The sequence below is a fragment of the Pseudomonas sp. MWU16-30316 genome (assembly GCF_020515645.1).
GTDB classification, from domain to species: Bacteria; Pseudomonadota; Gammaproteobacteria; order Pseudomonadales; family Pseudomonadaceae; genus Aquipseudomonas; species Aquipseudomonas cerasi.
Genome location: NZ_JAIZAZ010000006.1, coordinates 67,219 through 94,103, shown reverse-complemented (window position 1 = coordinate 94,103; position 26,885 = coordinate 67,219). Strand labels below are relative to the sequence as shown.

The 26,885-nt window shown below is 56.9% G+C and carries 24 protein-coding genes, 1 tRNA gene and 3 pseudogenes; 13 read left to right on the top strand and 15 right to left on the bottom strand.

The window, feature by feature from the left end; translation table 11 throughout:
* Window positions 1–239: 239 nt before the first annotated feature.
* Window positions 240–743: a cupin domain-containing protein gene (locus LCH65_RS19275; RefSeq protein WP_003436674.1), complete on the bottom strand. Its 504-nt coding sequence runs from the start codon at window positions 741–743 to the stop codon at window positions 240–242.
* A 215-nt stretch (window positions 744–958) separates the two neighbouring features.
* Between LCH65_RS19275 and LCH65_RS19270 the strand changes: the two genes are divergently transcribed.
* On the top strand, window positions 959–1,216 hold the full coding sequence (locus LCH65_RS19270; RefSeq protein WP_003436671.1) for a DUF1652 domain-containing protein: 258 nt from the start codon (window positions 959–961) through the stop codon (window positions 1,214–1,216).
* 296 nt (window positions 1,217–1,512) lie between these two features.
* On the opposite strand, the gene LCH65_RS19265 is transcribed toward LCH65_RS19270, so the two are convergent.
* The gene (locus LCH65_RS19265) at window positions 1,513–1,953 is read right to left on the bottom strand and encodes a hypothetical protein (RefSeq protein WP_003436668.1); all 441 of its coding nucleotides are present in this window, start codon (window positions 1,951–1,953) and stop codon (window positions 1,513–1,515) included.
* A gap of 386 nt (window positions 1,954–2,339) precedes the next feature.
* Between LCH65_RS19265 and LCH65_RS19260 the strand changes: the two are divergent.
* From LCH65_RS19260 to LCH65_RS19245, 4 genes and pseudogenes are all read left to right on the top strand, one after another.
* Window positions 2,340–2,840 (top strand): annotated as a pseudogene (locus LCH65_RS19260) (type VI secretion system tube protein Hcp).
* A gap of 24 nt (window positions 2,841–2,864) precedes the next feature.
* On the top strand, window positions 2,865–3,392 hold the full coding sequence (locus LCH65_RS19255; protein WP_057405778.1) for a DUF2778 domain-containing protein: 528 nt from the start codon (window positions 2,865–2,867) through the stop codon (window positions 3,390–3,392).
* Entirely contained in the window at window positions 3,392–3,664 is a 273-nt protein-coding gene (locus LCH65_RS19250; protein WP_003436660.1) for a hypothetical protein, read from the top strand. Before LCH65_RS19255 ends, LCH65_RS19250 begins: the two co-directional genes overlap by 1 nt.
* A 577-nt stretch (window positions 3,665–4,241) precedes the next feature.
* Entirely contained in the window at window positions 4,242–4,490 is a 249-nt protein-coding gene (locus tag LCH65_RS19245) for a hypothetical protein (protein ID WP_058396587.1), read from the top strand.
* 34 nt (window positions 4,491–4,524) lie between these two features.
* On the opposite strand, the gene deoC is transcribed toward LCH65_RS19245, so the two are convergent.
* Window positions 4,525–5,205, bottom strand: a complete 681-nt coding sequence (deoC, locus tag LCH65_RS19240; protein WP_122266932.1) for a deoxyribose-phosphate aldolase — start codon at window positions 5,203–5,205, stop codon at window positions 4,525–4,527.
* 108 nt (window positions 5,206–5,313) lie between these two features.
* On the opposite strand from deoC, the gene deoR reads away from it, so the two are divergent.
* Window positions 5,314–6,078 (top strand): DNA-binding transcriptional repressor DeoR, encoded by a 765-nt coding sequence (deoR, locus tag LCH65_RS19235; RefSeq protein WP_032609997.1) that lies wholly within the window; start codon window positions 5,314–5,316, stop codon window positions 6,076–6,078.
* A 5-nt stretch (window positions 6,079–6,083) separates the two neighbouring features.
* On the opposite strand, the gene LCH65_RS19230 is transcribed toward deoR, so the two are convergent.
* The 4 genes from LCH65_RS19230 to LCH65_RS19215 form a co-directional block, all read right to left on the bottom strand.
* Entirely contained in the window at window positions 6,084–7,151 is a 1,068-nt protein-coding gene (locus LCH65_RS19230) for an aldose 1-epimerase family protein (protein ID WP_226439725.1), read from the bottom strand.
* Window positions 7,148–8,479, bottom strand: coding sequence for an L-fucose:H+ symporter permease (gene fucP, locus LCH65_RS19225; protein ID WP_226439724.1), 1,332 nt, complete (start codon window positions 8,477–8,479; stop codon window positions 7,148–7,150). The genes LCH65_RS19230 and fucP overlap by 4 nt, the downstream gene beginning before the upstream one ends.
* Before the next feature lie 29 nt (window positions 8,480–8,508).
* On the bottom strand, window positions 8,509–9,435 hold the full coding sequence (rbsK, locus tag LCH65_RS19220; RefSeq protein ID WP_122266929.1) for a ribokinase: 927 nt from the start codon (window positions 9,433–9,435) through the stop codon (window positions 8,509–8,511).
* Window positions 9,436–9,904: 469 nt separating this feature from the next.
* Window positions 9,905–10,492: a hypothetical protein gene (locus tag LCH65_RS19215; protein ID WP_144423411.1), complete on the bottom strand. Its 588-nt coding sequence runs from the start codon at window positions 10,490–10,492 to the stop codon at window positions 9,905–9,907.
* 529 nt (window positions 10,493–11,021) lie between these two features.
* Here LCH65_RS19215 and LCH65_RS19210 point away from each other — a divergent pair.
* Window positions 11,022–11,576: a Panacea domain-containing protein gene (locus tag LCH65_RS19210; RefSeq protein WP_046270221.1), complete on the top strand. Its 555-nt coding sequence runs from the start codon at window positions 11,022–11,024 to the stop codon at window positions 11,574–11,576.
* A gap of 19 nt (window positions 11,577–11,595) precedes the next feature.
* Window positions 11,596–11,994: a hypothetical protein gene (locus LCH65_RS19205; RefSeq protein WP_144423412.1), complete on the top strand. Its 399-nt coding sequence runs from the start codon at window positions 11,596–11,598 to the stop codon at window positions 11,992–11,994.
* Window positions 11,995–12,386: 392 nt separating this feature from the next.
* Here LCH65_RS19205 and LCH65_RS19200 read toward each other — a convergent pair whose 3' ends face one another.
* Complete coding sequence (locus LCH65_RS19200; RefSeq protein WP_046270220.1) at window positions 12,387–12,650, bottom strand: hypothetical protein; 264 nt, start codon at window positions 12,648–12,650, stop codon at window positions 12,387–12,389.
* Between the two features lie 330 nt (window positions 12,651–12,980).
* Entirely contained in the window at window positions 12,981–13,490 is a 510-nt protein-coding gene (locus tag LCH65_RS19195; RefSeq protein WP_226439723.1) for a hypothetical protein, read from the bottom strand.
* A 219-nt stretch (window positions 13,491–13,709) separates the two neighbouring features.
* Between LCH65_RS19195 and LCH65_RS19190 the strand changes: the two are divergent.
* Window positions 13,710–14,043, top strand: a pseudogene (locus LCH65_RS19190) (terminase family protein); the annotation flags it as partial.
* Window positions 14,042–14,653: pseudogene (locus LCH65_RS19185) on the top strand (tyrosine-type recombinase/integrase); the annotation flags it as partial. The pseudogenes LCH65_RS19190 and LCH65_RS19185, both read left to right, overlap by 2 nt.
* Window positions 14,654–14,659: 6 nt before the next feature.
* Here the strand turns inward: LCH65_RS19185 and LCH65_RS19180 are convergent.
* The 3 genes from LCH65_RS19180 to LCH65_RS19170 all read right to left on the bottom strand — a co-directional run bounded on the left by LCH65_RS19180 (window position 14,660) and on the right by LCH65_RS19170 (window position 16,314).
* Entirely contained in the window at window positions 14,660–15,178 is a 519-nt protein-coding gene (locus tag LCH65_RS19180) for a hypothetical protein (protein WP_052735656.1), read from the bottom strand.
* A 118-nt stretch (window positions 15,179–15,296) separates the two neighbouring features.
* A tRNA-Ser gene (locus LCH65_RS19175) sits at window positions 15,297–15,386 on the bottom strand.
* Between the two features lie 178 nt (window positions 15,387–15,564).
* A complete protein-coding gene (locus LCH65_RS19170; protein WP_003436634.1) occupies window positions 15,565–16,314 on the bottom strand; it encodes a 3-oxoacyl-ACP reductase family protein in 750 nt (249 codons plus the stop codon).
* Window positions 16,315–16,427: 113 nt separating this feature from the next.
* Here LCH65_RS19170 and LCH65_RS19165 point away from each other — a divergent pair, with 113 nt between their 5' ends.
* Window positions 16,428–16,994: a cysteine hydrolase family protein gene (locus LCH65_RS19165; protein ID WP_060403860.1), complete on the top strand. Its 567-nt coding sequence runs from the start codon at window positions 16,428–16,430 to the stop codon at window positions 16,992–16,994.
* Window positions 16,995–17,007: 13 nt separating this feature from the next.
* Here LCH65_RS19165 and LCH65_RS19160 read toward each other — a convergent pair whose 3' ends face one another.
* The 3 genes from LCH65_RS19160 to mfd all read right to left on the bottom strand — a co-directional run bounded on the left by LCH65_RS19160 (window position 17,008) and on the right by mfd (window position 23,816).
* Window positions 17,008–19,752, bottom strand: a complete 2,745-nt coding sequence (locus LCH65_RS19160) for a DEAD/DEAH box helicase (RefSeq protein WP_074808048.1) — start codon at window positions 19,750–19,752, stop codon at window positions 17,008–17,010.
* A 75-nt stretch (window positions 19,753–19,827) separates the two neighbouring features.
* Entirely contained in the window at window positions 19,828–20,352 is a 525-nt protein-coding gene (locus tag LCH65_RS19155) for a CsiV family protein (RefSeq protein WP_003436629.1), read from the bottom strand.
* Window positions 20,353–20,363: 11 nt separating this feature from the next.
* Entirely contained in the window at window positions 20,364–23,816 is a 3,453-nt protein-coding gene (gene mfd, locus LCH65_RS19150; RefSeq protein ID WP_003436628.1) for a transcription-repair coupling factor, read from the bottom strand.
* Window positions 23,817–24,006: 190 nt separating this feature from the next.
* Here mfd and LCH65_RS19145 point away from each other — a divergent pair, with 190 nt between their 5' ends.
* Together LCH65_RS19145 and LCH65_RS19140 are read left to right on the top strand one after the other, a co-directional pair.
* Window positions 24,007–25,470, top strand: a complete 1,464-nt coding sequence (locus LCH65_RS19145; RefSeq protein ID WP_003371610.1) for a glyceraldehyde-3-phosphate dehydrogenase — start codon at window positions 24,007–24,009, stop codon at window positions 25,468–25,470.
* 146 nt (window positions 25,471–25,616) lie between these two features.
* Window positions 25,617–26,879 carry an MFS transporter gene (locus tag LCH65_RS19140; protein ID WP_060708887.1) on the top strand — a complete coding sequence of 421 codons (1,263 nt, stop codon included), beginning with the start codon at window positions 25,617–25,619 and terminating at the stop codon, window positions 26,877–26,879.
* Window positions 26,880–26,885: the final 6 nt, after the last annotated feature.

Sequence of the window (26,885 nt, the reverse complement as noted above, 5' to 3'; positions counted from 1 at the left end):
GGTAGGGCTTGGAAATCGTTTTCTGCATGATGTTCCCTGTCTGCCCGACGCTTGCTTGAGCAGTCGTGTCCCTGATGTCTCTTGACCCATGCCAGACGCTGCATGCTCAAATCGCAGACAAAGAAAAGCCCGCGATGGGGGGTAGCGGGCTTAAGGTCTTGCTGGGAATTGAGTTAACAATAAACCCGCGAACGTGAAAAAAGCGTGAACTGCCAGATACAATTTACAAACAATTCAAATCACGGCTCGCCGTCCCAGTAATCGAGGTTTTCCGTGGTCCGCTGGTTGGCGGTGAACACCCGGGTTCCCTGCACTGAAACCATCGCCTGATACTTCCCCGAGTCCGGGTATTCACAAACCTCCGGCGTTTCCCGAGTGCTGATCGACAGGTATTTCAGCGGCTCCTGCGAGGTGTTGATTATCTGATGAGGATATTCGGAGCCAGCCGGGATAAACACGATGTCACCCGTTCTGATCGGCAGCATCTCGCCCGCAACACGCAAACTGCCTTCACCCTCGACGATCACGAACATCTCTTCCTGCACATGATGAAAATGATAAGGGCACGAGCGCTTGCCCGGCGCGACGACATCAATAGAGGCCCCGAGCTTTTGCGCTGCCGTGCCTGTGCCCAGGCGGGCTGCCGAGCTTTCATAGAGCGGTTCACGAACTTCATGTTCGAGGTGAGCCTCATTGAAATTGCGAATCAGACGAGACGCCAGTTCACGTGCGCGTTCATTCATGTCGGTCGAGGCTCGATGAGTTCAGAAGAGGGTACTTTAGACCAGAGCGCGTGAGGTGTTGCAGGCAGTTACCTCGATCAGGAAAAAACAGCCCCAGGCAGCCGCCACAAAAAGCCCGCCGCGCCGCATGCATCCGTTGCGCAACTCGGAAACCTATTCACCTGAAACTCGTCTACACTTCAAATCACGATTTGGCCCTTACCAGAGGACGCACCATGTTTTCAAAACCCGACATTCAGCGCGTTCTTGAGACAGCTTTTCTGCCTTCTAGGTGCGAGTGCGTTGTAGCGCCGAATGAAACCTTCTCGGTGAAGCTTCTCCACCCCGAGTCAGGTGATATCCAGCTCTACGTAACGGGCTTGTCCTTGTCCGAGGTAGAGAGCAGCCGATCCATCGCGCGGCTGGTGCTTTCGCTGAGAGAACAGAGAGATCTGATGGGGTTGATGGATTTGTCCATGAGGAGGATGGCGTAGGGGCTGGAGTCGTATTTTGATTGTGGTTGTTGGTCGCATTCAGAAAGCCCCTGAATTCCTTTCAGAATTCAGGGGCTTTGCGTTTTATCGATATGGCAGTGAAGGAGGGGGCTCAAGTAATCGTCAATGGCGTGGTGCGATCCAGGAGCGTCTACCCTTGCTAGTTCATCTGTGTTGTCGCTTGGCGGGAAAACAGGCTGATATCGAATCTCATAGCCTATGATGGAAGGCAGGACACGATAAGCGTCCGCCGAAGTCACCTTCCCAGAGGCAAAGGCTATCAGCCACACGATAGCCTACAATCGATCAGGAAGGCGTTTAAGCTTTATGCGACGTGTAGGCCCTACTGGAAGACGATAATTCGTCCATGCGAGGACTATCCAGTGAATGCTGACTATAGAAATGGCCCAAACCCCGCCAACCCAGGGTTTGAGGGCTACTGGTAAGGCGAGCCCTTGCGCCCAGAGCGTTTCGTAAACAATTTTTAGAAAAATTACCATGCCTACTGTGGCCAATAGTTTTTCTGATGTCTCGCCTCGAAATAGCCGAATGAAGTTAATGACACAAAGTGCCCACACTCCCATGGGCAGCAAAACAATCAGGTTAAGCCATGCACCGATCACCAGGCAGAAGAAGCCAAGAAATCCGAAGGCAATTCCTACTGGGATGCAGATAGCCCGATACTCAATACGAACGATCAGAGCATGAAGCCGAGCCAGCCAGCTAGTTTTGGGCATGTGCATGATCCTTTTTTCGGATGATAAACCAGGACAAGCGCAGGAGTGCATAGACATTTTTGCTCGAAAGCGTAACGGCAGATATGACGGCAATTGAAATGCTATGCAAAGGCACCCATGGAATTTTAGAGAAGGCCTGTGTGGCGTTCTTCGCTGGAGACTGGCGGTTCTACATCGTCTTGCAATTTCAAGTGGATAACGCCGGTTTGCAGGCGCCTCTGATTGGGTTTAGATCTGCTGGTTGCGACCGATTGCTATCGGCCAAAACCCGCCACTCGTAGCGGGCAGTTTTCAATCAGCGCCACCAGTTTGGAGAGCAGCCGGTTGACCCCGCGAAGCAAGCCACTCAATATGCTGTGAATCAATCAGCAGGGATGATCACCGACATGGCCTTTGACGCGTATTTGAAAATTGACGGAATTCCAGGTGAAGCTCTTGACGCTCAATTCTAGGACTGGATCGAAATGGAAAATTTCGACCTAGGAGCAAGCCAGTCCGCCTCGGTCACGGCGACCAGTGCAGGCGGAGCAACGAGTGGTCGTGCTCGTATGAGTGACCTCTTCTTCCGCAAAACTGTGGACAAAGCCACCCCAAAGCTGCACGAAGCCTGCTGCAGTGGAAAGCACTTCAAAGAGGTCACACTCGCGGTCAACCGTGCAGGAACAGACAAGTTAAAATATTTGGAAATAGTACTTGAAGAGGTCATTATTTCCTCCGTTTCACTTAACGGTAACGGAGGTGTAGAGGGCGGCTTTCCTACAGAAACGGTACGTCTGAATTATGGCCGTATCAAAATGACCTATACACAACAAAAACGCTCAGATGGGCAAGGGGGCGGCCAGGTGGTGGGTGGTTGGGATGCAATTTCCAACAAGGTATACGCCTGATATCACACAAGGAGATGTATGCCCATGGACACCCAATCAATAGATACCAACAAAGTAGCGTACTGCACTTTTGAATTGACAGGCCAGCCGATGAGCCAGCTGAAGTGCAGTAATAATGAAAGCTATGAGGCTTTTTCAGGATTAACTGGCTTCGCCAACGATCCTGCTGCGGTGGGTGATCTAAAACAGGGGCCACTGCCACCTGGCCGATATTATATTCTTGATCGGGAAAGCGGCGGAAGAATGGGCTGGCTCCGAGAACCGATCTCAGATTTGTTTGCCCGGACTGATCGGAGTCATTGGTTTTCACTTTACCGTGACGACGGAAGTATTGATGATGAAACGATCGTCAGCAACGTGACGAGAGGTAATTTCAGACTGCACCCTATAGGTCCCCTAGGCTTAAGCGAGGGATGTGTCACCATGACATCTCAACTTAGCTTTGATCAACTAAGCATTTACTTGCGTAATATGGATGGAGACAGAATTCCCGGATCCGAAAAAAAATACTTTGGAGTTTTAGATGTCATTGACCCCAGGAACAAGAAATAATGCGCTTTATTAGACCCACCATTAAAGTCTTTGCTGTAATTATAGTGGCATCCATTATGACGCGAACCCTGATACTCAGCGGATTGGTGCGGACCGGATTAGAAACACCAGTTGGTAATGCAATTTATTTGTCCCTGCATGATGTATTCAGTGTCAACGGGATAGAGGATGCGGAAACAATGGTAATCTTTACGGTACTAATTGCCTCTTTAATCATTGTGACTTTTCTGGCCTGGGTGCTGGCCAAACTGGTGACCAAATACTCTTCATGAATGAAGAATAATATTAGATTCCGTGGCTTTTCATTAGCTACCATCTGTCGTTCGGATCTCGCTGACAATATTTGCCAAGCCTATCCGCCGAGTGACTGCTTCTGGCCGATAGCAGCCCAATCACAGCAGGCAGCCACCGACCCAAGGCGGCCATGTTTAGATCTCTAATAGCCCATCAGGCGTCGATGATGATGAACAGGGCAGGCCAAACAGCTGCCCAGCTTTTTGGCCTGATACGGTCAAGACAGAGCGCCTTTTTTCTACCTGGAATTTTGCTGTTGATCTAACGACGAGTTTGAAAAGATCGTCGAGTCCATGCCGTTGATGCCACAAATGATCAATACGAACACTATCCATCAGCTTCTGAACAGTGATGGCCTCCGGGCTGATTGCTTTCTCGGCTCACAGCTTCTCTGACGCCTTCCGGCACAAGATAAATATGCAAATACCTAGAGGAGTGTAGGGGGGGGCTGTTGCAAAGCCGAAATGACAGCTCATTCGCATCCCGTTCAAACCCGACTGAACTGTGAAGCCCTCACGGGGACTGAACTTAACACCCCTTGAAGGAGCCAGCCCCATGAACAGCGATCAACTCAATCAATACGACGCCGAGCGCCTTCACCAGCGAGTGGCGTCCGAACTGGGCATTACGGCCGAAGAGCTGACTACCTGGATGATCAACGATATCGAGCGCGTGACCGAAGGCGGCAAGGACGTCGGGCACATGGTGGTCTTTCGCGAGTCGACCCCTGCGGAGGTTCTCGACAAGGTTCAGCACAAGCAAAGCCATTTCACGGCCATGACCGGTGTGATCGATCTGAGCTAAGTGCAGCGGGCTTTGATGCTCAAAGCCCGCAGACTCAATAGCCTGCCCCGGTGCCTGCGCCTGTCACGATCGCAATCCCGGAACTGGTCCCCAAGCGTGTTGCGCCGGCTTCGATCATTGCTCTGGCCGTGGCCACGTCACGCACTCCGCCAGACGCCTTGACGCCGATTTTGGGGCCTACCACACGGCGCATCAGCGCCACATCCTCGAGCGTCGCGCCACTGCGGCTGAAGCCGGTGGAGGTCTTGACGAATGCCACGCCCAGTTCGCGGCAGATCTCGCAGGCGCGGATCTTCTGCGATTCATCGAGCAGGCAGGTTTCCATGATCACTTTGAGCGGCACCTTGCCACAGGCCTGCAACACCGCGGCGATATCGTCGCGGACCTCATCGAACAGACCGTCCTTGAGCCAGCCGATGTTCAGCACCATGTCGATTTCCTGAGCTCCGGCAGCGATCGTCAGGGCGGCTTCCGACGCCTTGCTGGCACTCAGCCCGGCGCCCAGCGGAAAGCCCACCACCGCACAGACCTTCACGGCAGAGCCGGCCAGTTGCCGAGCGGCAAAAGGCACTTGGCTGGAGTTCACGCACACCGAGTAGAAACCGTGCTCCCGGGCTTCGGCGCAAAGTGTTGCAATCTGCTCTCGGCTGGCATCCGCCGCCAACAAGGTGTGATCGATGGTCTGGGCCAGTGCAGCGGGTTCGAGTGAATTCATCAAGGGATTCCTGTCATCAGTAAAAACACTTGGGTGGATACCCATAAGTTAAAAAATTAACACTTGGTGTTACTCTAGCGACACCTCCAACGGATTGCCGGGATGCCCATGGACGTCAAGAAAAACGACCGCATCAAACAGATTCAACAGGCCCTGCAAGATCAGAAAGCCATCCATCTGCGGGAGATGGCGGCGCTGCTCGATGTGTCCGAAATGACCTTGCGCCGTGACCTCAGCCGGCACCCCGAGCAGTTACGGCTGCTGGGCGGCTACATCACCCGCGCCCATGATGATCCTGAACCGGGGGATTACCGGGTCAGCGAGCAGGACACCCGTCATGTCGAGGAGAAGCGCCGCATCGGCAAGCTGGCCGCCACCTTCATCCGGCCCGGCGACACGGTGTTTTTCGACTGTGGCACGACGATCCCCTTCGTGGTCGATTTCATCCCCGACGAGCTGGAGTTCACCGCGGTGTGCAACTCGCTCAACGTGCTGCTCAAGCTGCAACAGAAACCCAACTGCAGCATCGTCCTGTGCGGCGGCATGTTCCACCGCAAGAACCAGGTGTTCGAGAGCCACGCCGAAACCAGCATCCTCGATGGCGTGCGCCTGACCTGGGCCTTCGTCTCGGCGGCCGGGGTCAGCCTGGACTGCGGTGTCACCTGCTTCAATTTCCATGAGGTGGAGGTCAAGCAAAAGGTCATGCGCCAAGCCCGGCAAAGCCTGCTGCTGGCCGATCACTCCAAATTCGACGCCGTTCGCACTGCGCACTTCGGTGCCTTGAGCGATTTCCATTGCGTGGTCAGCGACAAGAAAATCCCGCGTAGCTACCGCGAGGCCATCGAGGCGAGCGGGGCGCAGCTTGTAATCTAGAGGCATCACGGTTGCAGCGCCCGGCGTTCGGCTGCGTTCAGGTAACCGGTGGTCAGGCTGAACTCGGCGCTGGCACCGGGCGCGAGGCTGCGCACGTTGCCTTTGGCGAGTTCGGCGCGGTAGCCCTCCGGTTCACAGGTGGCCGGCAAGATGAAGGCCGCCACCTGCTGATCGGTGTTATGCAGGATCCAGCGCGCGGCATGTTCAAATTGCCGGGGGCTGTAGCGGGTGTAGAACGCTGCGCCGTCGGGATGATCAAGGAAGAAGTGCGCCTGCCCCTGAGCGTCGCTGCGCACGTCGTCGAAGAAGCAGACGATCTCCGGGTCATACAGCGCGGGCGAGTCGAGCACCTTAAGGCGGGTCGGGTCCTCGCTCAGTTCGGCGATATAGGCGCTCCAGGTCGGCGTCGGCCGCACATGGGCCGGCACGCTGGCACGCACCCGTGTGCGCTCACAGCCCAGGGGCTGGGTGAGGCGGGCGCCGTCGACGTAGGCGTAGTTCATGTGCGCCATGTACATCAGGTCCATGGGCTTGCCGGCCAGATTGACCACCTGCATGCCGATCTCGAACAGCCCGCTGGCCGGGCGCAGGGTCACGCTCGGCCTGGCCCGGTAATGGTCGCCGAAGCCCTGCACGTATTCGCAGGTGCCGCCGAGGCGCAGATAAGCGCCATGCTCGTCTTCGCCTGCCTGCAGCCAGGCATCGTCCATCGGTGCGCAGGGCATTTCGCCGTGCAGCGCATGATCATCCTCCGGCCCCGGGCAACCGTTGCGCAGCAGGCCGCTGTGAAACATGAAACAGCCGTAGGTGCCGATCACGCTGGCACTGGGCCGCGGCTGGGTGAACATATTGAGCATGGTCAAATCAACGCCGTCGAATTCGGCCGACCAGATCATTTGCCCCTGCCAGGGCAGGATCACCAGCTTGCCGCGGCTGTTTTCCAGTGACAGCGCCTTGACCCCGCTGGGGTAGGTCCAGGCACGCACGCTGAAATTCTCGGATTCGAGCAGCAGCCGGCTGGTCTGGTCCCAGAGCTGAGGGTAGAGCGGCAGGCGCAACGCTTCGCCACTCATTGCGCCACCGCCGTGGCCGAACCACCCAGCACCGGTTGCGGCTGACGCATGCAGTACACTGCGTACATCACGATGGCCACGAAGCACAGCAGCGGCACGCTATAGGCAATCTGCATGTTGCCGCCATTGGCGTCGCTGAGCAGGCCTTGGAAAATCGGCATCACGCCACCGCCGACGATGCTCATCACCAGCAACGAGCCGCCAACACCGGTGTCCTCGCCGAGCCCGTCAATGGTCAGACCATAGATGGTCGGCCAGCAAGGCCCGAGAAACACACTGACCCCTACGGCGGCATACACCGCAGTGATATTCGGCACCAGGATGGTGTAGGCCAGCAGCGCGATGCACAGCACGCCATACACCGCGAGAACTTTGGCCGGATGCATTTTGCGCATCAGCAGGTTGGCGATCATCTTGCCGATGAAATAGGCGGCAAAGGTGGTCAGCAGGAACCACGAGGCACTGCGCTCGTTCATGCCGCCCATTTGCATGGCTAGGCGAATAGTAAAGCTCCACACCCCGACCTGCGCGCCCACGTAGAGGAACTGCGCCAGTACACCGAAGCAGAAGCGCGGATTGCGACGCAGGCGGCCAAGGCTCTGGCCGATGCTCGAACGCGATTCGCTGACGGTGCCGTTGCCCTTGCACGCGGGGAAGCGGGTGATGGCGATCAGGATGAACATCAATATGAGTACCGCGATCATCCATTTGTACGGCAGCAGGGTCGACTGGATCATTTGCAATTGCTGCGCTGCTGCCTCGCTGGTGCTCATCTGGGCCAACTGTTCGCTGGTGGCGTCGGTGTCCTTGAACATTACGAAGCTGCCGACGTACACCCCGGTCATGGCGCCGAACGGGTGGAAGGTCTGCGAGATGTTCAGGCGCCGTGTGCCGGTTTCCCGCGGCCCCATCAGTGTCGAATAGGTGTTGCACGCGGTCTCGAGAAACGACAGGCCGGCGGCGATGACGAACAGCGCCATCAGGAACATGCCGTACTTGGCGGTCGACGCTGCTGGAAAGAACAGGGCACAGCCGAACAGGTACAGCATCAGGCCGATGAGGATGGTGGTCTTGTAGCTGAAGCGGCGCACCACCAGTGCCGCCGGAATGGCGACGAAAAAGTAGCCCAGGTAGAACGCCGACTGGACGAAAGCGGTCTGGAAGTCGCTGAGCAGGAAGGCCTTCTTGAAGTGCGCGATCAGCACGTCGTTCATGCTCGCGGCCGCCGCCCACAGGGCGAAGATGCTGCAGAGCAGGATGAAGGCGAACCACGGCGTACGGTTCAGGTAGAACCCGTCCGGGGTTTGTTGCAGCGCAGGCTTATTCATTATTGTTCTCCGCGAGATGCTGGTGAGTGTCAGTTGGCCGATGCATCGAGGAAGCGCGCAAACGTCGGCGCATCGGGGTAAGAAGATTGCGTGCCGAGGCCGGTGACCGAGCAGGCCGAGTAGGCCACCGCCTGGTGCATGGCCTGGCGAATATTGCCGTCCTGACTCCAGTGCCGGGCGAAGCAGCCAATGAAGGCGTCACCTGCACCCGTGGTGTCGCGCGCCTGAACCTTGACCCCTGGTGCCTGCCATTCGCCTTCGGCGCCGACGTACAGCGCCCCTTGTTCGCCCAGGGTGACGATGACGTGGCGTACACCCAGCGTGACCAATTGCCGTGCCGCCTGAGCCGCCTCTTCGGCGCACGTCACCGGCTGGCCGCTGATCAGTGCCAGCTCGCTTTCGTTGGGGATCAGGAAGTCCAGTTGCGCCAGGTGCTCGCGGCTCAGGCCGTTCAAGGCCGGTGCCGGATTGAGCAGCACCGGGATGGCATGCCGGTGAGCGAAGGCGATGGCGTGGTAAACGGTCGCCAACTCGACTTCCAGTTGCAGCACAATCAACGCGCAATCGCGCAGCTGCGCCTCGGCGCGGTCGATATCAGTCGGGCTCAGGTGGGCATTGGCGCCTTTGACGATGAGAATGCTGTTGTGGGAGTTCTCCTGAACGAAGATCGGCGCCACGCCGCTCGACACGCCCGGCACCCGTTCAACGAAGCGCGTATCAATACCCAGTCGCTGAAAGTTGGCCAAAGTGGTATCGGCGAAAGCATCGTCGCCGACCTTGCTGAGCATCAGCACGTCTGCGCCTAGCAGCGCCGCGGCGGCGGCCTGATTGGCACCCTTGCCGCCGCAGCCCATGGCAAAACGCGGTGCTTCGAGCGTTTCGCCCTGGGCAGGCATGCGTTCGATGTAAGTAATCAGGTCGACCATGTTGCTGCCGATGACTGCAATCTTGCTCATTGTTATTTTGACCTCACCAGCGCCGATGGAAGCCTCGACGGCTTTATTTATGTTATTTAAATAACATTTTCTGTGAGGATTCAATCTTTATTTTTTGATGTGAGCGTGCGCTATCAAAACGCCTGCAGGGCGTTTGGGTGGCCGTTCCGGATCGGAGAAAGGGGGATTTGGATGTGTTGATCGAATTGCTTTGAATGGGACTGGCTAGATAAAAACTGTCTGTCGTCTACAGGGTTCAATCAGCATGACGACGTCAAACCTTGAATGCCCTCGGCGTGAGGCTCGCCCCTGGACATGGCCATTCGTCATGCAGCAACTGTGAGCGCGGAGATCAGCAAGGCTCTGAACGCTGATATAAAATTTCAATCGCGATAATCATTGCGTGCATAGGACATCCAGGTTTCTTCGTTGATGATTGAAGCCGTGATGTCGATACTTGAAGAAACCGACGACCAACCGCTTTCCCGCCTTACGGTCGAAAGAGCTTTTCAGGAGATGTTTCTTTGTGCGCTTTGAGTATCTGTTGGCGAGTCCAGCGACCTGCCATAATCTCCAGCCCTAGGTTTACGGCTCTGAAAATTCTCGCCAGACTCAAGCAATAACCACGGAGTTCGTCCAGAGGCAGAGATGCGCAAGACTTTGCCGAGCTTCTGGGTTTGATGAAGTCTGTAAGAGTCGCATCTTCCCCCTCATCCAGGCCCCATTGCCAATGAACGATTTTATGTCTGACTGGAGAAACTCTCTCAAAAGCTTCAATGCTGGTGATGAGGTCTTTAGCTGTTTCTCCATGTGGGCCGGTGACTTTTGACAGCGATAGCTTGGTGTATCTGATCATGCCAGCCATAGGCATATTGGTTTCTATGGATAACTGTTGAGCTTCTTTAATTGACTTGCCGAGAACCAAGGCAAATAGCTCAGCGAGCTTCCACTCTACTGCTGAGTAGTTTGCAATGAATTGACCCATGGCGTGTAGATGAGGATCAGATGGCCCGCTATCGTACTGTCGGACCCAGTCAATAGTGAACGCTGGTCTAGGCGTGAATATGTCTTCGCTCACATTGACCTCCAGGTCATAAATGCGCCGAAATTGGCGCTACCCCAGTCCTTGAGCTACAGGCGAAGAGCTGGGAAATTCTTCAGCATGTACCGGTTTTTTCTCAATAGCTTTATTAAGTGCCGACTCGACAAAATCGTACATTTGGCTATATGCCTTCATCCCAATCTCCCCCAGATGCTCTGCAGCATGCTAGTCGTGTCTGGTTCTATTGAGCTCGGAAGCCATGTGAGCAAGTTTGTGATCTGGGACCAAGTCAACCAGTAAGTACAGCGGCAAATGTTCTGAGAATTCCGATGATGGCGCTCGTTACGCTAGCCTGAGCGTCCTGAATCATTGCAAATTCTTCCGGATCCACGCGCATCACCTTCGGGCTAATGTGAGGCACAAAGCTACTATGCCAAGGGCGATCCGTGTTACTGGGCATTCAGCCACGCTGGATGGACGGACAGGTCGACGGGCTGCTTACAATATGCAGGAGCCGGGCAGCTGTATCTAGCACCAACTGACCGTATGAGGCTATGCTGTGGGCATGATTATTCACCACGAACGCGAAAAGCTTGTTGAATCAGTCAAGTTTTTTGCGCAAAACACTCGAAAGCTTGGGAAAGTGAAGCTGTTCAAGCTTCTCTATTTCCTTGATTTCACTCATTTCCGTGATACTGGGCGATCGGTAACTGGTCTGGATTATTTCGCTTGGAAAATGGGGCCAGTTCCTAGGACGTTGTTTGAAGAGCTAGGAGAACCCGGCGATGACTGGCGCGGCAACTGCGCCTTCAGGCTTGCGAAGACTGCCAGAGGCGACATGCTCACAGTCAATTCGCTAAGCGAATTCAGATCTGAGCACTTTTCCAAGAGGGAGTTACGATTGCTCCGTGATCTATCCGATCAATTCCGTGACTCTGACGCTGAAGAGATGGTTGAAGAAACTCATCTGGAAAATTTGCCGTGGCATCAGGTGTTCGAGGTAGAGAAGCGCAAGCAGGCCTTGATTCCATATCCCATGTCTCTGAAAAAGCAAGATAGGGAACTTATGCTCAATGCGATTGATGAGAGGGAGTCTGTGCTCTCTGTCTTAAGGGGATGATGTGACTCCAGGGACGATATTGTTTCACAAGGATTTCAAATTCTCTGATGGTGCAATCAAGGATAAATACTTGGTCGTTTTAGGGAATATCAACTCAGGTGTAGTCCTCGCTGCAAAAACCACTTCAAAAGGGCATAGGTATCGCATTGATTTCGGCTGTCAAAGCGGCAGCTACTTTCCCGCTTTTTATTTACCTCGCGGGTCTTGCTGTCTACCACTGTGTACTTGGATATGCCTTGACGAGTTCTACGAGTTAAAAGCTGACATTCTGACGCGAGATATGGTGAGTGGGCAAGTTTATAAGCACGGTGAACTGATTGCATCGTTGGCAAGGGATCTGCAATTTTGTGCAAAAGGATCAGATGATATTTCTGCCCGCCAAGAGTTTATGATTGACGGCAGTTTGGCAGCCGTATGAATGTCTTTGCGTCGAAACCCGTCTCGCCCTAATCCATCAGCGCTCGGCATGCATCAACTTCGGCGTTGGCGGAACTCGTGGCTGCAAACGGTTAGAGTGGCATCGATTAGCTCCTCAAAGGTCTTAGCCTGCGCTATATCGCCACCTCCGTGAATCCAGTCTATCAAGTATGCTCGCGCAAGATGAAATCGATTATTCAAGTCATTTTATGAATCTGCCAAGGCAATGTAGCTATGCAGCCTCATGAAAAAGTTACTTGATCGCTCTTGGTCAAGCAAGTTAGGTTCCAATGAAGCTTCGAAATGATTCATGCATATATCTTCAAAAAATGGGTGAACGGGTATGTTCACCCAGTCCTGCACAGGTAGAGCGCGGATATGAACGAATCTCTATTAGGCAGGGGACCAACTAATGCTCAAGATGCCGGTATCCTCATCAAATTCCACATCACAAGGGTTTTCGCCGTCGGTAAGATTCTCGATTATCGGGTCTGAAAACTCTACGTTAGCGCCTTTCAGCTTGTATGTAGTGCTGTATTGTCCCGCTTTGGTCTGATCGTGAATTTCGTAAAGGATCGACTCCATTACGTCGCGGAAATCACTGTTGCGCTTTCCTTCTTCAGTCTTTTTCTGGAGAAACTCTTTGTCAGTCGCCATGTATATCTCCTTGAGGTGCTGCGTGTTAACCATTTATTCGGGTAGCGGTCGCGGGCGGGTGGACTAGCTTTGACTCTGTTTTGGCCTCCTCCTAGGCAACGGACCGAGGCGGTTCGTGGGAGGCGCAACGCTACTACGTCATCTGATTATAGCGTTACTGGAAATTTGTCCACGCTGGATGGGTGGACAGGTCAACTCTTCGAGTAGCTCTCGCCAGGTTTTGGCCTGCAATTGAAGTTTGAGGTTCCGCATCTAAACTCGACCCATTTGGTACGTCAGTAGGCATGCATAATAAATAGGGACTTGTAAGCCATTGCTTTCGGTTTTGTATTATGCTCCCTTAAGCTTACAGGCCTGCATGAATTTCTCTGTTTCACGTGTAGAGCCGCTCACAGGGGCAGTGCCAGACCATTTTGCGTTGTACTCATCAGACTGGAGGCCAAGCAACACTCGCGCTTTAGCATTTCTCAGATCAGCCAAAACCTTCAGGATTTCTTCTTTGTCATTAGTGATGTATTGGACGTACTCAGTATTACGCTGGCCGCTATAAGCTGTGAATTTGTGAACCTCGCCAGCATCAACTTTAACCAGCAAATTCCAAGCGGAGCTTGACCGTCCTACTTCCCATTTCTCCTTTTGGAGAAGGGCAAGTGAAAGACCCTCTGAATTGCAATCCAATGCAACTGATTGGAATGGGCTGATATACCCGAGCAGCATGGCAGTCTTGCCGCCACTGAAAATGTCATCTTGGGTTGTCGTGATCCAATCAGCATTAGCGAACGAAGACACCACCAAACCAATTGCACCAAATGCTACCGCTATCCCTACTTTCATGGACATGACCCCTATTTGAAAATTGTTCAATCCTATCTGAGCTTTAGGCAGTTCACCACTACCCGATTGCCGCCCAATCTAGGTAATAGCAAAATGCTTCTTTTCGACAGGGAAGTGGTATGGCTCTTATCGCGTGTTACGAATGCTCCAAGGAAATCAGCGATACCGCCTAATCGTGTCCGGGTTGCGGCGCTCCTGTGAGGTCGACCATCAAAACAGTCGACCCAAGATCGTAAGAAGCGGGAAAAGAAGGTCAAAAACGACCGTCATCGAGCTGCGCGAAGTGGGCTTTCTCGACAAGTTCATCAGCAAGATGTACGGCTATCAGAAAGAGTTGTTCGCGGCCAAACAAAACCCGCTGACCGCAAGGATCCGGAACATTCTCAAAAGCCGTCAGGTGGGCCTGACCTACTAATTCGCCGGCGAAGCCTTTATAGATGCGGTGCTGACCGGTGATAACCAGATGTTCCTGTCGGCCAGCCGCGCCCAGTCCGGGATTTTCCGCAGCTACATCATCGCATTTGCCCAGGCGTGGTTTGGCTTGGAGTTGACCGGCAACCAGTCGTACCTTCGAACTGCCGATGGTGCAATTCATTATTTGGGCCGGACCGCGTGTTTACGAGACGATTGGCCTGGCTTGGGAAGGTGTGGGTCTGTAGGCGGGTACTGTGACGTTTTGTAGGTCGAAAGTGCGGGGCGACTATCGGGGTGACGAAAACTAGACGGTCAATGCGCAAGGTCCGCCTACTTGCTCCAGCACTTGATGCCCTCAGAAAATTGAAGGCTATTACCAAGGGCTCGAAGCCGCAGACTGTGGACGTTGTGCAGCGGGATAAACGCACAGTCAGGCAGCACAAGCTGCATTTTGTGTTCTTGAACACTTCCAGTGGCGAGCCGCACGTTAGCGACTTTACGATCCGTGATTGTTTTTTTAAAACTCACCTGGAGCATGCAGGTGTCCGTTATCGTGGACCTGGCCAGTGCCGACACACCTACGCTAGCCAGTTGCTCAGCAGTGGGGGGGGGGGGCGTCGCTTGACTGGATCGCTGAACAGATGGGCCACACCAGCGGCAACATGATCCGCAAGCACTACGGCACTTGGATAAATGAGGATGGCCCAGACGTTATAGCAATTCTTGAGCACGCTTTAGGAATGGGCCCTATCTGATTGCTTTCAGCCAACGACTCTCCATAGGCGCTTGTACCAAGGCGCCTCTTGCTTCCTATTCCGCAACTGGGCGAGCTCGCGTTCTAGGTCAAACGCTTGTCCTATCATCAGGTATGCAGCGGTAAATGAATCTGGGTCATCTGTGCCTTCGAATAGAACGCCCCCCTCTGAAACATCCCTTACCACGCTGTCTACATACTGATAGAAACGGACTACCAACGGCGCTTCGTCTGCATCCAAAAGCCCTAATTGCTGGATATTGCCCGCATACACCCGGCAGTAGTGTTCCGGTATAGGAACGAAGAGCTTAATAATTTTCCGCTCATCAATTGGCACCCGTTGGAGTTCAGAGGCGCACTCCATGAATCCTTCCTGATATTCACGCGCCTGCGCAATCTCAACAAGCGCCGACATCTCTGCATGAATCGCTACGCCTACAGATTTTCGCTCTTTGGAAGTTTTCAGTACCCATGCGAGCACGGCGACGACAATCGGAATTGTTACCTTAAGCCAAAGGCTATCCATGAGCATTTATCCTGATCGTGTTCCCATATCGATCCCATGGGGGCTTTTTTCAAACGCCAAAAACCACGAAGCCCCTGATATTCACTAATGAATTCAGGGGCTTCGCGTTGTTTCAGTATGGCGGTGAAGGAGGGATTCGAACCCTCGATACAATTTCTTGTATACACACTTTCCAGGCGTGCTCCTTAAGCCACTCGGACACCTCACCGTATCTCGACGACAACGTTGTGTCTGTCGAGGCGCGCTAATGTAGTCGAAACCTTTTCCTAACGCAAAACTTTTTTTCAGATTTTTCATGCGCTTAAGCAAATAAACGACGATTCGCCAGTAAAAAGCCTTTGTAGCGGATGCGGCCCTTGGGTAAAGGGCCGCATGTGGTGGAGGCTTCAGGCGCTAAAGCCGCCATCGATGGTCAGGCTGGCACCGGTGATGTAGCTCGCTTCCGGCCCAGCGAGGTAGGCAACGAAGCTGGCAATTTCTTCGCTGGTGCCGTAGCGGGGCAGGGCCATCAGTGCTTTCAGGGTTTCGGCGAATTCGCCCTGCGCCGGGTTCATGTCGGTGTCCACCGGGCCGGGCTGGACGTTGTTGACGGTGATGCCCTGCGGGCCGAGGTCGCGGGCCATGCCTTTGGTCAGGCCGATCAGCGCCGACTTGCTCATGGCGTACGTGGCACCGCCCGCAAAGGGCATGCGATCGGCGTTGGTGCTGCCGATGTTGATGATGCGGCCGCCTTCTTCCATGTGCCGAGCGGCTTCCTGGCTGGCGATGAACACGCTGCGCACGTTGATTGCCAGAGTTTTGTCGAAGTCCTGCATGCTGAATTCATTGAGCGGCGCAATGGCCAGAATGCCGGCGTTGTTGACCAGAATATCCAGCCTGCCTAGGGTCTCGGCGGTGGTCTGTACGGCCTGGCGGATGGCTTTTTCGTCGGCGCTGTCGGCGCGAATGGCCAGGGCCCGGCCGCCGTTGGCGACGATGCTGTCCTGAATCTCCAGAGCGTTGACCTCGGAGCTGACGTAGGTAAACGCCACGGCAGCGCCTTCTTTGGCCAGTCGCTGGACAATGGCCGCGCCGATACCGCGTGAGCCGCCCTGCACGAGCGCTACTTTGCCGGCGAGTTTAAGGTGTTCGATCATGATGTTCTCCTTGGGGGCAGGTCTCGGACAGGCCTGAGCCTATCGACGATTGCGACCAGAATAGACCTTGATTGCGATAGTCTTGCTGAACCAAAAGTTCGGACTGATTCATCATGGATATTCAAGGCAACAGCGCGCTGATCCTGATCGACATGCAGCAGGGCATCAATCACCCCAAACTGGGGCGGCGTAACAATCCGCAAGCCGAGGCGAATATCGGCGCGCTGCTGAGTGCCTGGCGACAATCCGGGCGTCCGGTGATCCACGTCCGGCATTTCTCGACGTCGCCGCAATCAGTGTTCTGGCCGGAGCAGTCGGGGGTCGAGTACCAGCCAGCGTTCTTGCCGCGTGCCGATGAGCGGGAGTTGAGCAAGCAGGTCCCCGACGCGTTTTGCGGATCGTTTCTGGAGATGTGGTTACGCTCGGACGGGATCGGGCAGGTGGTGATTGTCGGCGTGATCACCAACAATTCGGTCGAGTCCACCGCGCGCAGTGGCGGCAATCTGGGGTTTGATGTGCTGGTCGCGCACGATGCCTGCTTTACCTTCGATCAACAGGACTTCTTCGGCACGCCGCGCAGTGCCGAGGACGTGCATGCAATGTCCCTGGCCAATCTGCACGGCGAGTACGCTACGGTGCTGTCGACGGCGCAGATTCTCCAGCAGGTTGCTGTCGAATGAGCGCCTGACGGGCTTACTTGCGGGTTTTCTTCGGCGCGGCGGGCAATGGCGCGAACAGGGCCTGCAGGTCTTCATCGCGCAGTTTCCAGTCGCCGGTTGTACGGCCGTCGAGCACACCCGAGGCCAGCGCTGATTTTTCCCGTTGCAGGCGCTGGATTTTCTCTTCCACGGTGCCGCGCGCGATCATCTTGTAGACGAACACCGGCTTGTCCTGGCCGATACGGTACGCGCGGTCGGTCGCCTGATTTTCCGCTGCCGGGTTCCACCACGGGTCGTAGTGGATCACCGTATCGGCGGCGGTCAGGTTGAGGCCGGTGCCGCCTGCTTTGAGGCTGATCAGGAAGATCGGCAGCTTGCCACTCTGGAAATCATGGATCGGTGTGCGGCGATCGCGGGTCGACCCGGTCAGCAGGGCGTAGGCGATACCGCGTTGCTTGAGCTCTTCCTCAATCAGGCTGAGCATCGAAGTGAACTGCGAGAACAACAGAATCTTGCGACCTTCGGCCAGCAGTTCTTCGAACATCTCCATCAGGCTGTTGAGCTTGCCCGAGGTGCCCTGTTTGCTGTTGACCGGCATGTCCTGATTGACCAGGCGCAGGTCGCAGCACACCTGACGCAGCTTGAGCAGCGCTTCGAGAATGATGATCTGGCTACGTGCCACGCCTTTGCGGGTGATTTCGTCCCTGACCTTTTTATCCATCGCCAGGCGCACGGTTTCGTACACATCGCGCTGCGCGTCGTTGAGGTCTACCCAGTGGATGATCTCGGTCTTGGGTGGCAGTTCGGTCGCGACCTGTTCCTTGGTGCGACGCAGCAGGAACGGCTTGATGCGCGCATTGAGGTGATGCAAGCGGTCCTGGTTGCCGTGCTTTTCGATCGCCGTGCGGTAATTGCTGTTGAATTCCTTGCTGTTGCCCAGCCAACCGGGCATCAGGAAGTGAAACAGCGACCACAGCTCGCCCAGGTGGTTTTCCAATGGCGTACCGCTCAGGCACAGGCGCTGACGTGCGTTGAGGTTGCGTGCGGCCTGGGCGGCCTTGCTGTTGGGGTTCTTGATGTACTGCGCTTCATCGAGAATCAGCACGTGGAAGGGCTGTTTTTCGAGCAGTTCCAGGTCCCGTGGCAACAGCGCGTAGGTGGTCAGGATCAGGTCGTAATCCTGAAGATTGCCGGCGTCCTGGTGGCGATTGGCGCCGTACAGAGCCAGCACTTTCAAATCCGGGGTGAAGTGCTCGGACTCGTCCAGCCAGTTGGGTATCAGGCTGGTCGGCATGACCGCCAGCGCCGGGCGGTCGAGGCGTCCGGCCTGTTTTTCCATCAGCAGATGAGCGAGGGTCTGCAGGGTCTTGCCCAGGCCCATGTCGTCGGCCAGCACACCGCCGACTTCCAGCTCGCGCAGCGACTGCATCCAGCTCAGGCCTTCCAGCTGATACGGGCGCAGCGTGGCGTTCAGGCCATCGGGCAGGCTGACCGGCGCGTCCTTGATGTTGATCAGGCGTTCGGCAAAGTGACGCAGGCGGTCGCCGCCCTGCCAGGTCAGCGGCAGGTCTTCGAGCTGGGTAAGGCGCGCCGCATCGGCTTTACTCATGCGCAGCGCGTTGTTGCCCTCCTGACGCCAGTAGAAGTCCCCCAGCGTCGCCAGTACCGGCTTGAGTCGGCCATAGGGCAGGGCGATCTGTACCGGGCTGCCGCCGCTTTGCGTGAAGTGGTTGAGCTGCACCAGCAATTGTTCTTCGTCCCCGCGCTTGGCCACGGCCGACGGGCTCATCAGTTCGGGATGGCTGCGGATCAGGTTGATCAGAATCGGCAGCAGGCTCAGGCGCTCGCCGTTGACGATGATGCCCAGTTCCAGGTCGAACCAGTCGCGTTCGTTCTCTTCGTCGATGACCGCGTACCAGTCTTCCACCGGCGTGACGTCGAAACCGAACTCGTCCTGAATGTCGATTTCCCAGCCTTGCTCGCGCAGTCGCGGCAGGTCATCAAGGACAAAGTGCAGCCAGGCCTTGTCGTTGGGCAGTTCGTACATGTCGCCGGCGCTGTCGGGCAACGCCTTGCTTTGCCGGGTGGCGACCTTGAAGCCCAGGTCGGCCAGTTCCTGACGCAACTGCCGCTCCCGTTCGCCCTGACGACGGATGCGCAGGGTTTCGGTGTCGGTGTGTTCGATGATGTCGCTTTTCTGATTCACCAGATCGCTGCCCAGCGAACTGACCAGAATGCTGACGTTGGTGGTGCCGACCGCGTAATGCTTGCCGTAGGCAAAGGCCAGCGCGGCACGGTGCTGAATGTGCCGCTGCATGCGCCCGTTGCGCGGCTCGTAGGCACTGAACTCGATGCTGGCCAGAATCAGCCTGGGCCGTGGCTGCAGGTCATCGATCAGGCGCTCCGGCAGCCTGGGTTTTTGCTCGACGGGCTTTTCCGGCTCTTGCTGGTGCGAGGCCAGTGCGGCCTGCAGCAACGGACGGTTTTGCGGGTCCTGCAGAAACAGCAGGGCGGCCACGCAATGTTTGCAATCGTTGCGAACCGGGCAGGTGCATTTGCAGGTCAGGTAATTCTTGTAGCGATCGGGGTCCTTGAACAGCAGTGTCTGGGTATAGATTTCCAGGCCCGAGCCCCGACAGGCGGTGCGGATGATCTGCGGGCTGGAGTCTTCCAGCACGATGCGTTTTTGCCGGGCGTAGTCGCGCCCTCGCTCAAGCGTTCGCTCGTGGAATAGGTCTGTCCAGGCCGCAGCCAGGACTTTTTCGAGAATGGACGACAAGTTTTAAAAAGCCCTACGCCGCAGCGATGCTCAAAAAGAAAGGGGACGCCCGGGCGTCCCTTGCGTACGTAAAGATCAAAGAGGAGAAACCTTGATCAGCAACGCGAGGTTGCCGTTGTCCAGATAGGTCAGCTCACCGTTCTTTACCCTGGCAGTCTGCTTCAATCGTTCACTGCTGATGACCACGCCATGCGGGTCCAACTGGTTGACCCAGAATTGTGCACCAATATCGGTGAAGCGTGCCATCGCCAGACTCACTGTACCTTCGATCGGGAAATGCCCAAGCCGCTCTTCACCATTGGTGATGGCGACTTTGCCCGGTTCGCTGCCGATGCTCTGCTGCCAGGCGCGCTGCATCAGCACTTCATAGTTGCCACTGCCTTGCAGTTTGCTCGCCAGATCATTGAGGGCGGGGCTTCGTTCATCGTTCGCGTCGATCTTCTGTGCGCCCTTGTCCCAGTTTTCCGGTACAAGCTGGCGGGTCGAGGCCGGCTCGCCGTTCTGGCGAAACAGCAGAATCTCGACCTGATACAGGCCGTCGGCGAACGCGGTCGGCGCGATCAGCGTCAGCAGCAGGATCAATGAACGAAACAGACGCATGCGTGAATCCTTCAAGCAGTTTTCGGGGTCAGGCGCTCAAGCAGCGCTTCGATCGTGTTGAAGCGCTCTTCCGGGCGCTCCATGGGAACCATGAATTTGAACAGCGTGGCACCTTCGAACTTATAGCGGTTGGGCTGGCTCTGGATCAGCTTGATCAGGGTCAGTGGGTCAACCGGCGTCTCGGCCGCGAACTCGATACGGCCACCTTGCGGGCCACCGTCGATTTTCCGGATGCCCAGCTGTTCGGCGTGCAGTTTGAGCAGCGTGATACGCACCAGATTCTTGGTCGGCTCCGGAAGCAGGCCGAAGCGGTCGATCATTTCGACCTGCAGGTCCTTGAGGGCCTCTTCGTCAGCGGCGTTGGCAATGCGCTTGTAGAGAATCAGGCGCGTATGCACATCCGGCAGGTAGGCTTCGGGGATCAGTGCCGGCACGCGCAGGTTGATTTCCGGTCCGCCGCCCAGCGGCTGGTCGAGATTGGGCTGCTCGCCCTTGCGAATCGACTTCACCGCGCGCTCGAGCATTTCCATGTACAGGGTGAAGCCCACCGCCTGGATCTGGCCGCTCTGGCCGTCACCGAGCAGTTCGCCTGCGCCACGGATCTCCAGGTCGTTGGTGGCGAGCACGAAGCCCGCGCCCAGGTCCTGGGTGTTGGCAATCGCTTCCAGACGCTTTTCGGCATCCGGGGTGATCTGTTTGCGTGGCGGGGTCAGCAGGTAGGCATAGGCCTGGTGGTGACTGCGCCCGACGCGACCGCGCAACTGGTGCAACTGGGCAAGACCGAACTTGTCGGCGCGCTCGATGATGATGGTGTTGGCGCTCGGTACGTCGATGCCGGTCTCGATGATGGTCGAGGCGATCAGCACATTGAAGCGCTTGTGGTAGAAGTCGCTCATCACCTGTTCGAGTTCGCGCTCGCGCATCTGCCCGTGGCCGATGCCGATACGCGCCTCCGGCACCAGCTCGGCCAGGTCGGCGGCGCATTTCTCGATGGTCTTGACGTCGTTGTGCAGGTAATAGACCTGACCGCCGCGCAACAGCTCGCGCAGCAGGGCTTCCTTGATGGTCGGCTTGTTCTGCTCCATCACGAAAGTGCGCACCGACAGCCTGCGCGCCGGTGGCGTAGCGATGATCGACAGATCACGCATGCCCGACACGGCCATGTTCAGGGTGCGCGGGATCGGCGTTGCAGTCAGGGTCAGAATATCGACCTCGCTGCGCAGCGCCTTGAGCTGTTCTTTCTGGCGCACGCCAAACCGGTGTTCTTCGTCGATGATCACCAGACCGAGGTTCTTGATCTTGACGTCATCCTGCAACAGCTTGTGCGTCCCGATAACGATGTCGATCTTGCCCTCGGCCAGATCGGCAACCGCGGCGCTGACTTCCTTGGCCGACTTGAAGCGGCTCATCACCTCGACGGTCACCGGCCAGTCGGCGAAACGGTCGCGGAAACTGTTGTAGTGCTGCTGGGCGAGCAGGGTGGTCGGCACCAGAATGGCCACCTGACGCCCGCCATGCACGGCGATGAAGGCAGCGCGCATGGCCACCTCGGTCTTGCCGAAGCCCACGTCGCCACAGACCAGCCGATCCATCGGCTTGGGCGCCAGCATGTCGGCGCGCACGGCATCGATGGTGGTCTGCTGATCCGGTGTTTCTTCGAACGGGAAGCCTGCGCTGAAGGTCGCGTAATCGGCTTTCGGGTCGGCAAACGCATAACCTTCGCGGGCTGCGCGACGCGCGTAGATATCCAGCAGCTCGGCCGCCACGTCACGGACCTGCTCGGCAGCCTTGCGCTTGGCTTTCTGCCAGGTTTCCGAGCCCAGGCGGTGCAGTGGCGCGGTTTCGTCGTCGCTGCCGGTGTAGCGGGCAATCAGGTGCAGGTTGGCGACCGGGACGTACAGCTTGGCGTCTTCGGCGTAGGCCAGCATCAGGAATTCGGCGACCTGGTTTTCGACTTCCAGGGTCGCGAGCCCGAGATAACGACCTACACCATGATCGATGTGCACCACCGGCGCGCCTTCGCGCAGCTCGGTGAGGTTCTTGATGACTGCATCGTTATTGCCGCCGTCGGTGCGCTTTTCGCGGCGACGGCGTTGCATGACACGCTGGCCGAACAGCGGGCTCTCTGCGATCAGCGCCAGGGCTGGTTGTTCCAGCAGCAGGCCTTCGTCAAGCGGCGCGATGGTGATCGCCAGCCGGTCCTTGCCGTCGACGAAGTCCAGCCAGCTGTCGACGGTCTTGGGTCGCAGCTTGAGGCGTTCGAGCAGTTCCAGCAGCACTTCCCGGCGTCCGGCAGACTCGGCGGTGAACAGCACGCGACCGGGGAAGTCATCCAGAAAATTCGACAGGGCCGCCAGTGGTTGAGTGGCCTTGGCCTCGATGGACAGGTCCGGCAGGGACTGCGCCGGGAAACGCTCGCGTCCGGCACCGGCGTCGACATCCTGCTGGCTGGCGACCACGCGCGGCCAGTTTTTCAGGCGCGCGAAGCAGTCTTCTACCGGGAGAAACAACTCGGCTGGCGGCAGCAGCGGCCGGGCCGGGTCGACGCGGCGTTCTTCATAGCGATTGCGCACGTCGTTCCAGAAGTTCTCGGCAGCCTGTTCGATGCCCGGCAGGGAGAACACCTGAGTGTCCTGCGGCAGATAATCGAACAGCGTCGAGGTTTCCTCGAAGAACAACGGGATGTAGTACTCGATGCCGGCAGGCGTAATGCCGCTGCTCAAGTCCTGGAAAATCGGGCTGCGCCGGAAGTCCACGTCGAAGCGCTCGCGAAAGCGCGCCTTGAAGCGCGTGACTTCTTCTTTCTGCAACGGGAATTCACGGGCAGGCAACAGGCGTACCGACTCGACCTTGTCGATGGAGCGCTGGGTGTCCGGATCGAAGGTGCGCAGCGTTTCGATCTCATCGTCGAACAGGTCGATACGAAACGGCAGCTTGCTGCCCATCGGGAACAGATCGATCAGCGCCCCGCGCACGGTGAACTCGCCGTGTTCGTAGACCGTGTCCACATACCGGTAGCCGCTGGCTTCCAGACGCGTACGCATGGCTTCCACATCGAGCTTCTGGCCAACATCCAGCACCAGGCTGCTGCCGAGCAGGAATTTGGTCGGCGCCAGTCTGTGTAGGGCGGTGGTGATGGGAACTACCAAAACGCCATGCTCCAGTTCCGGCAGGCGATAGAGGCTGGCAATACGCTGGGAAATGATGTCCTGATGCGGCGAAAACAGGTCGTAGGGCAGGGTTTCCCAGTCCGGGAAGTGCAGAACCGGCAGCGTAGGCGCAAAAAACTTCAGCTCTTGCTCGAGCCGCTCGGCGCTTTGGCTGTCGGCGGTCAGGAGCAGGGTGAAGCGCTTCGCCGCGCTGGCGGCTTCGGCAATGGCCAGGCTCAGTGTGGCACCGGGAAGATTGCCCCAGTGTTGTTTGCCTGCAGCGGCAGAAAGATGCGGTAGACGCAGAACTGGCACGGGAAGGTCGGGCTCCAGGCGTTGCAACAGGGGCGGCGATTGTAACGGGGGAAGGTGGTGGCTGTCAGTTTTCCGGAGTATTACCGAGTGTTTACGGGCGAAAATTATGTAGTGCGCGTCGATATGACAGCCGTGCATTGCTCATAAACAAAGGCGCGGTCATAATGTAGCCCCTTTTTTCAGCCCCTACATGTGGAAGGTTCCCGTGACTCAGAAGCCCGACCAGTGTCTTGGTGAATGGATTGATCGTGAAGCTCTCGCCGAAGCGATGATCCCGCTCATCGGTCAGCTCTACCGCAATAATAATGTGGTGAGCTCGATCTATGGCCGTAGCCTGATCAACCGTTCAGTCATCGCGATTCTCAAAGCTCACCGCTTTGCGCGTCATCGTCAGTCCGATGCGGTTGAGTTGTCCGTACACGAGACGTTCCCGCTGATCAAGGCGATGAGCGAGCTCAAGCTGGGTGCCGCTTCGGTGGACCTGGGCAAGCTGGCGGTGAAGTTCAAGACCGAAGGCAATGGCCGCACGCCAGAGCAGTTCGTTCGCGAAGAACTGGCCAGTGTAGTGGGTCAGCAGGGCACCAGCCCACGCAAGGGCACCGATGTCGTGCTGTACGGTTTCGGTCGTATCGGCCGCCTGCTGGCGCGGATCCTGATCGAGAAGACCGGTGGTGGCGACGGCCTGCGTCTGCGCGCCATCGTGGTCCGCAAGGGCGCGGAAAACGATCTGGTCAAGCGCGCCAGCCTGCTGCGCCGTGACTCGGTTCACGGTCCGTTCGATGGCACCATCACCATCGACGAAGCCAACAGCACGCTCACCGCCAACGGCAACCTGATTCAGGTGATCTACGCCAAGAACCCGTCCGAGGTGGATTACACCCAGTACGGTATCAAGGACGCTCTGCTGGTGGACAACACCGGTGTATGGCGTGATGCCGACGGTCTGGGTCAGCATCTGGCCTGCCCGGGCATCGACCGCGTGGTCCTGACCGCGCCGGGCAAGGGCAAGCTGAAGAACATCGTGCACGGTATCAACCACGGTGAAATCACTGCGGACGACAAGATCGTCTCGGCGGCATCCTGCACCACCAACGCCATCGTGCCGGTGCTCAAGGCGGTCAACGACAAGTTCGGCATCACCAACGGTCACGTCGAAACGGTTCACTCGTACACCAACGACCAGAACCTGATCGACAACTTCCACAAGGGCGACCGTCGTGGCCGTAGCGCTGCATTGAACATGGTCATCACCGAAACCGGTGCCGCTACCGCTGCTGCCAAGGCATTGCCTGAGCTGGCCGGCAAGCTGACCGGCAACGCTATTCGCGTTCCGACGCCGAACGTGTCCATGGCCATTCTCAACCTCAACCTCGAGAAGCAGACCACTCGCGAAGAAATGAACGAGTACCTGCGCTACATGGCGCTGCACTCGGACCTGCACAAGCAGATCGACTTCGTGAACTCGCAGGAAGTGGTCTCCACTGACTTCGTCGGCTCGCGTCACGCCGGTGTGGTGGACGCCGAAGCGACCATCGTCAATGACAACCGCGTTGTGCTGTACGTCTGGTACGACAACGAATTCGGTTACAGCCATCAGGTAGTTCGCGTGATGGAAGACATGGCAGACGTCAATCCGCCAGCATTCCCGCAGTAAACGTTGAACGCTTGAGCTGCCCGGTCTGACCGGGGCAGCAGATAAACGGGCCGATCCCTGCGCAAGCAGGCTTCGGCCCGTTTTGTTTTATGGCTGACCATGAGAATCTGTCACGCGCAGATTTTCTGGACGATGGAGTATCAAGGATGAGCAGTTCGGCCTTGGACGGTTCGCAACACCCCCTCAAAAGCAGCTTCTTCCTGCTGTTTCTGACGATCTTCATCCCCTTCGGGCTGGGGCATTTCGTTTCCTACCTGTTTCGTACCGTCAATGCGGTGATCTACGTCGATCTGCAAACTGACCTGAGCTTGCCCGCCAGCAGTCTGGGTTTGCTGACCGGCGTGTACTTTCTGACCTTCGCCGCCGCGCAGATTCCGCTCGGCGTCATGCTGGACCGCTATGGGCCACGCAGCGTTCAGGCGCCCATGCTGTTGTTCGCGGTTGCCGGTTCGGTCATCTTCAGTATTTCCAGCACCGAAACGGGGTTGTTGATCGGGCGTGGTCTGATCGGCCTGGGGGTGGCGGGTTCGCTGATGAGCGCCATCAAGGCGTGTGCCATCTGGTTGCCGGTCGAGCGTTTGCCACTGAGTACCGCCTGTCTGCTGTCGATCGGCGGGCTGGGCGCGATGGCGTCGACTACGCCTTTGCATGTGCTGCTGAGCTGGTTGACCTGGCGAGAAGCATTTCTTGTTCTGGCGCTGCTGACCTTTTGTGTGGCGGTGGTCATACACCTCAGCGTCCCCAAAGCCTACGAAAGTAAAAACACGCGATACAGCGATATGTTTGCCGCGGTCGGCAAACTGTACTCGTCGTGGACGTTCTGGCGTCTGGCGCTGTACTCGGTGTTCGCGCACGCCATCTACATGTCGGTCCTGTCTCTGTGGATGGGGCCGTGGTTACGTGATATGGCGGGCTTGAGCGATTCCGGGATGGCCAATGTGCTGTTGTTCGGAGCTATCGCGATGGTGGCGGGATCTCTGACGTTCGGCGCGATCACCGATTATCTGCGCAGGTTTGGTGTGCAGCCGATCATGATCTGTGGCACCGGTATGGTGATCTTTATCGGTTTTCAGGTGCTGATGGCCAGCGGCTTGCCGGTATCGCCTTACCTGATTGCCATGGGCTTCAGCTTCTTCGGCACCTCGACGACCATGAACTACGCCATTGTGGCGCAATCGGTATCACCGGAACTGGCGGGCAGGGTGAGTTCTTCATTCAATCTGGTGGTATTCGTGCTGGCGTTTTTCCTCCAGTGGCTGATGGGCGCTGTCCTTAATCTATGGCCAGCATCTCAGGGCGCCGGTCACTCGTTCGAGGCTTACCAGTGGTCGTTGGGCCTCATGATTGCCCTGCAATTGCCTGGCGTGCTGCTCTGGCTCAGCTTCCGTCCCTGGAAACGCAGGGCCTGAAACGCA

What these genes read in the sequence shown, in the direction of transcription:
- deoR (WP_032609997.1), top strand. Translation starts at nt 5,314, where the DNA reads ATGGACGTCAAGAAAAACGACCGCATCAAACAGATTCAACAGGCCCTG.
- LCH65_RS19265 (WP_003436668.1), bottom strand. Translation starts at nt 1,953, where the DNA reads ATGCCCAAAACTAGCTGGCTGGCTCGGCTTCATGCTCTGATCGTTCGT.
- LCH65_RS19180 (WP_052735656.1), bottom strand. Translation starts at nt 15,178, where the DNA reads ATGGATAGCCTTTGGCTTAAGGTAACAATTCCGATTGTCGTCGCCGTG.
- LCH65_RS19165 (WP_060403860.1), top strand. Translation starts at nt 16,428, where the DNA reads ATGGATATTCAAGGCAACAGCGCGCTGATCCTGATCGACATGCAGCAG.
- LCH65_RS19170 (WP_003436634.1), bottom strand. Translation starts at nt 16,314, where the DNA reads ATGATCGAACACCTTAAACTCGCCGGCAAAGTAGCGCTCGTGCAGGGC.
- deoC (WP_122266932.1), bottom strand. Translation starts at nt 5,205, where the DNA reads ATGAATTCACTCGAACCCGCTGCACTGGCCCAGACCATCGATCACACC.
- LCH65_RS19140 (WP_060708887.1), top strand. Translation starts at nt 25,617, where the DNA reads ATGAGCAGTTCGGCCTTGGACGGTTCGCAACACCCCCTCAAAAGCAGC.
- LCH65_RS19270 (WP_003436671.1), top strand. Translation starts at nt 959, where the DNA reads ATGTTTTCAAAACCCGACATTCAGCGCGTTCTTGAGACAGCTTTTCTG.
- LCH65_RS19200 (WP_046270220.1), bottom strand. Translation starts at nt 12,650, where the DNA reads ATGGCGACTGACAAAGAGTTTCTCCAGAAAAAGACTGAAGAAGGAAAG.
- fucP (WP_226439724.1), bottom strand. Translation starts at nt 8,479, where the DNA reads ATGAATAAGCCTGCGCTGCAACAAACCCCGGACGGGTTCTACCTGAAC.
- LCH65_RS19145 (WP_003371610.1), top strand. Translation starts at nt 24,007, where the DNA reads ATGTGGAAGGTTCCCGTGACTCAGAAGCCCGACCAGTGTCTTGGTGAA.
- LCH65_RS19275 (WP_003436674.1), bottom strand. Translation starts at nt 743, where the DNA reads ATGAATGAACGCGCACGTGAACTGGCGTCTCGTCTGATTCGCAATTTC.
- LCH65_RS19230 (WP_226439725.1), bottom strand. Translation starts at nt 7,151, where the DNA reads ATGAGTGGCGAAGCGTTGCGCCTGCCGCTCTACCCTCAGCTCTGGGAC.
- LCH65_RS19155 (WP_003436629.1), bottom strand. Translation starts at nt 20,352, where the DNA reads ATGCGTCTGTTTCGTTCATTGATCCTGCTGCTGACGCTGATCGCGCCG.
- LCH65_RS19195 (WP_226439723.1), bottom strand. Translation starts at nt 13,490, where the DNA reads ATGTCCATGAAAGTAGGGATAGCGGTAGCATTTGGTGCAATTGGTTTG.
- LCH65_RS19245 (WP_058396587.1), top strand. Translation starts at nt 4,242, where the DNA reads ATGAACAGCGATCAACTCAATCAATACGACGCCGAGCGCCTTCACCAG.
- LCH65_RS19210 (WP_046270221.1), top strand. Translation starts at nt 11,022, where the DNA reads ATGATTATTCACCACGAACGCGAAAAGCTTGTTGAATCAGTCAAGTTT.
- LCH65_RS19255 (WP_057405778.1), top strand. Translation starts at nt 2,865, where the DNA reads ATGGACACCCAATCAATAGATACCAACAAAGTAGCGTACTGCACTTTT.
- LCH65_RS19250 (WP_003436660.1), top strand. Translation starts at nt 3,392, where the DNA reads ATGCGCTTTATTAGACCCACCATTAAAGTCTTTGCTGTAATTATAGTG.
- rbsK (WP_122266929.1), bottom strand. Translation starts at nt 9,435, where the DNA reads ATGAGCAAGATTGCAGTCATCGGCAGCAACATGGTCGACCTGATTACT.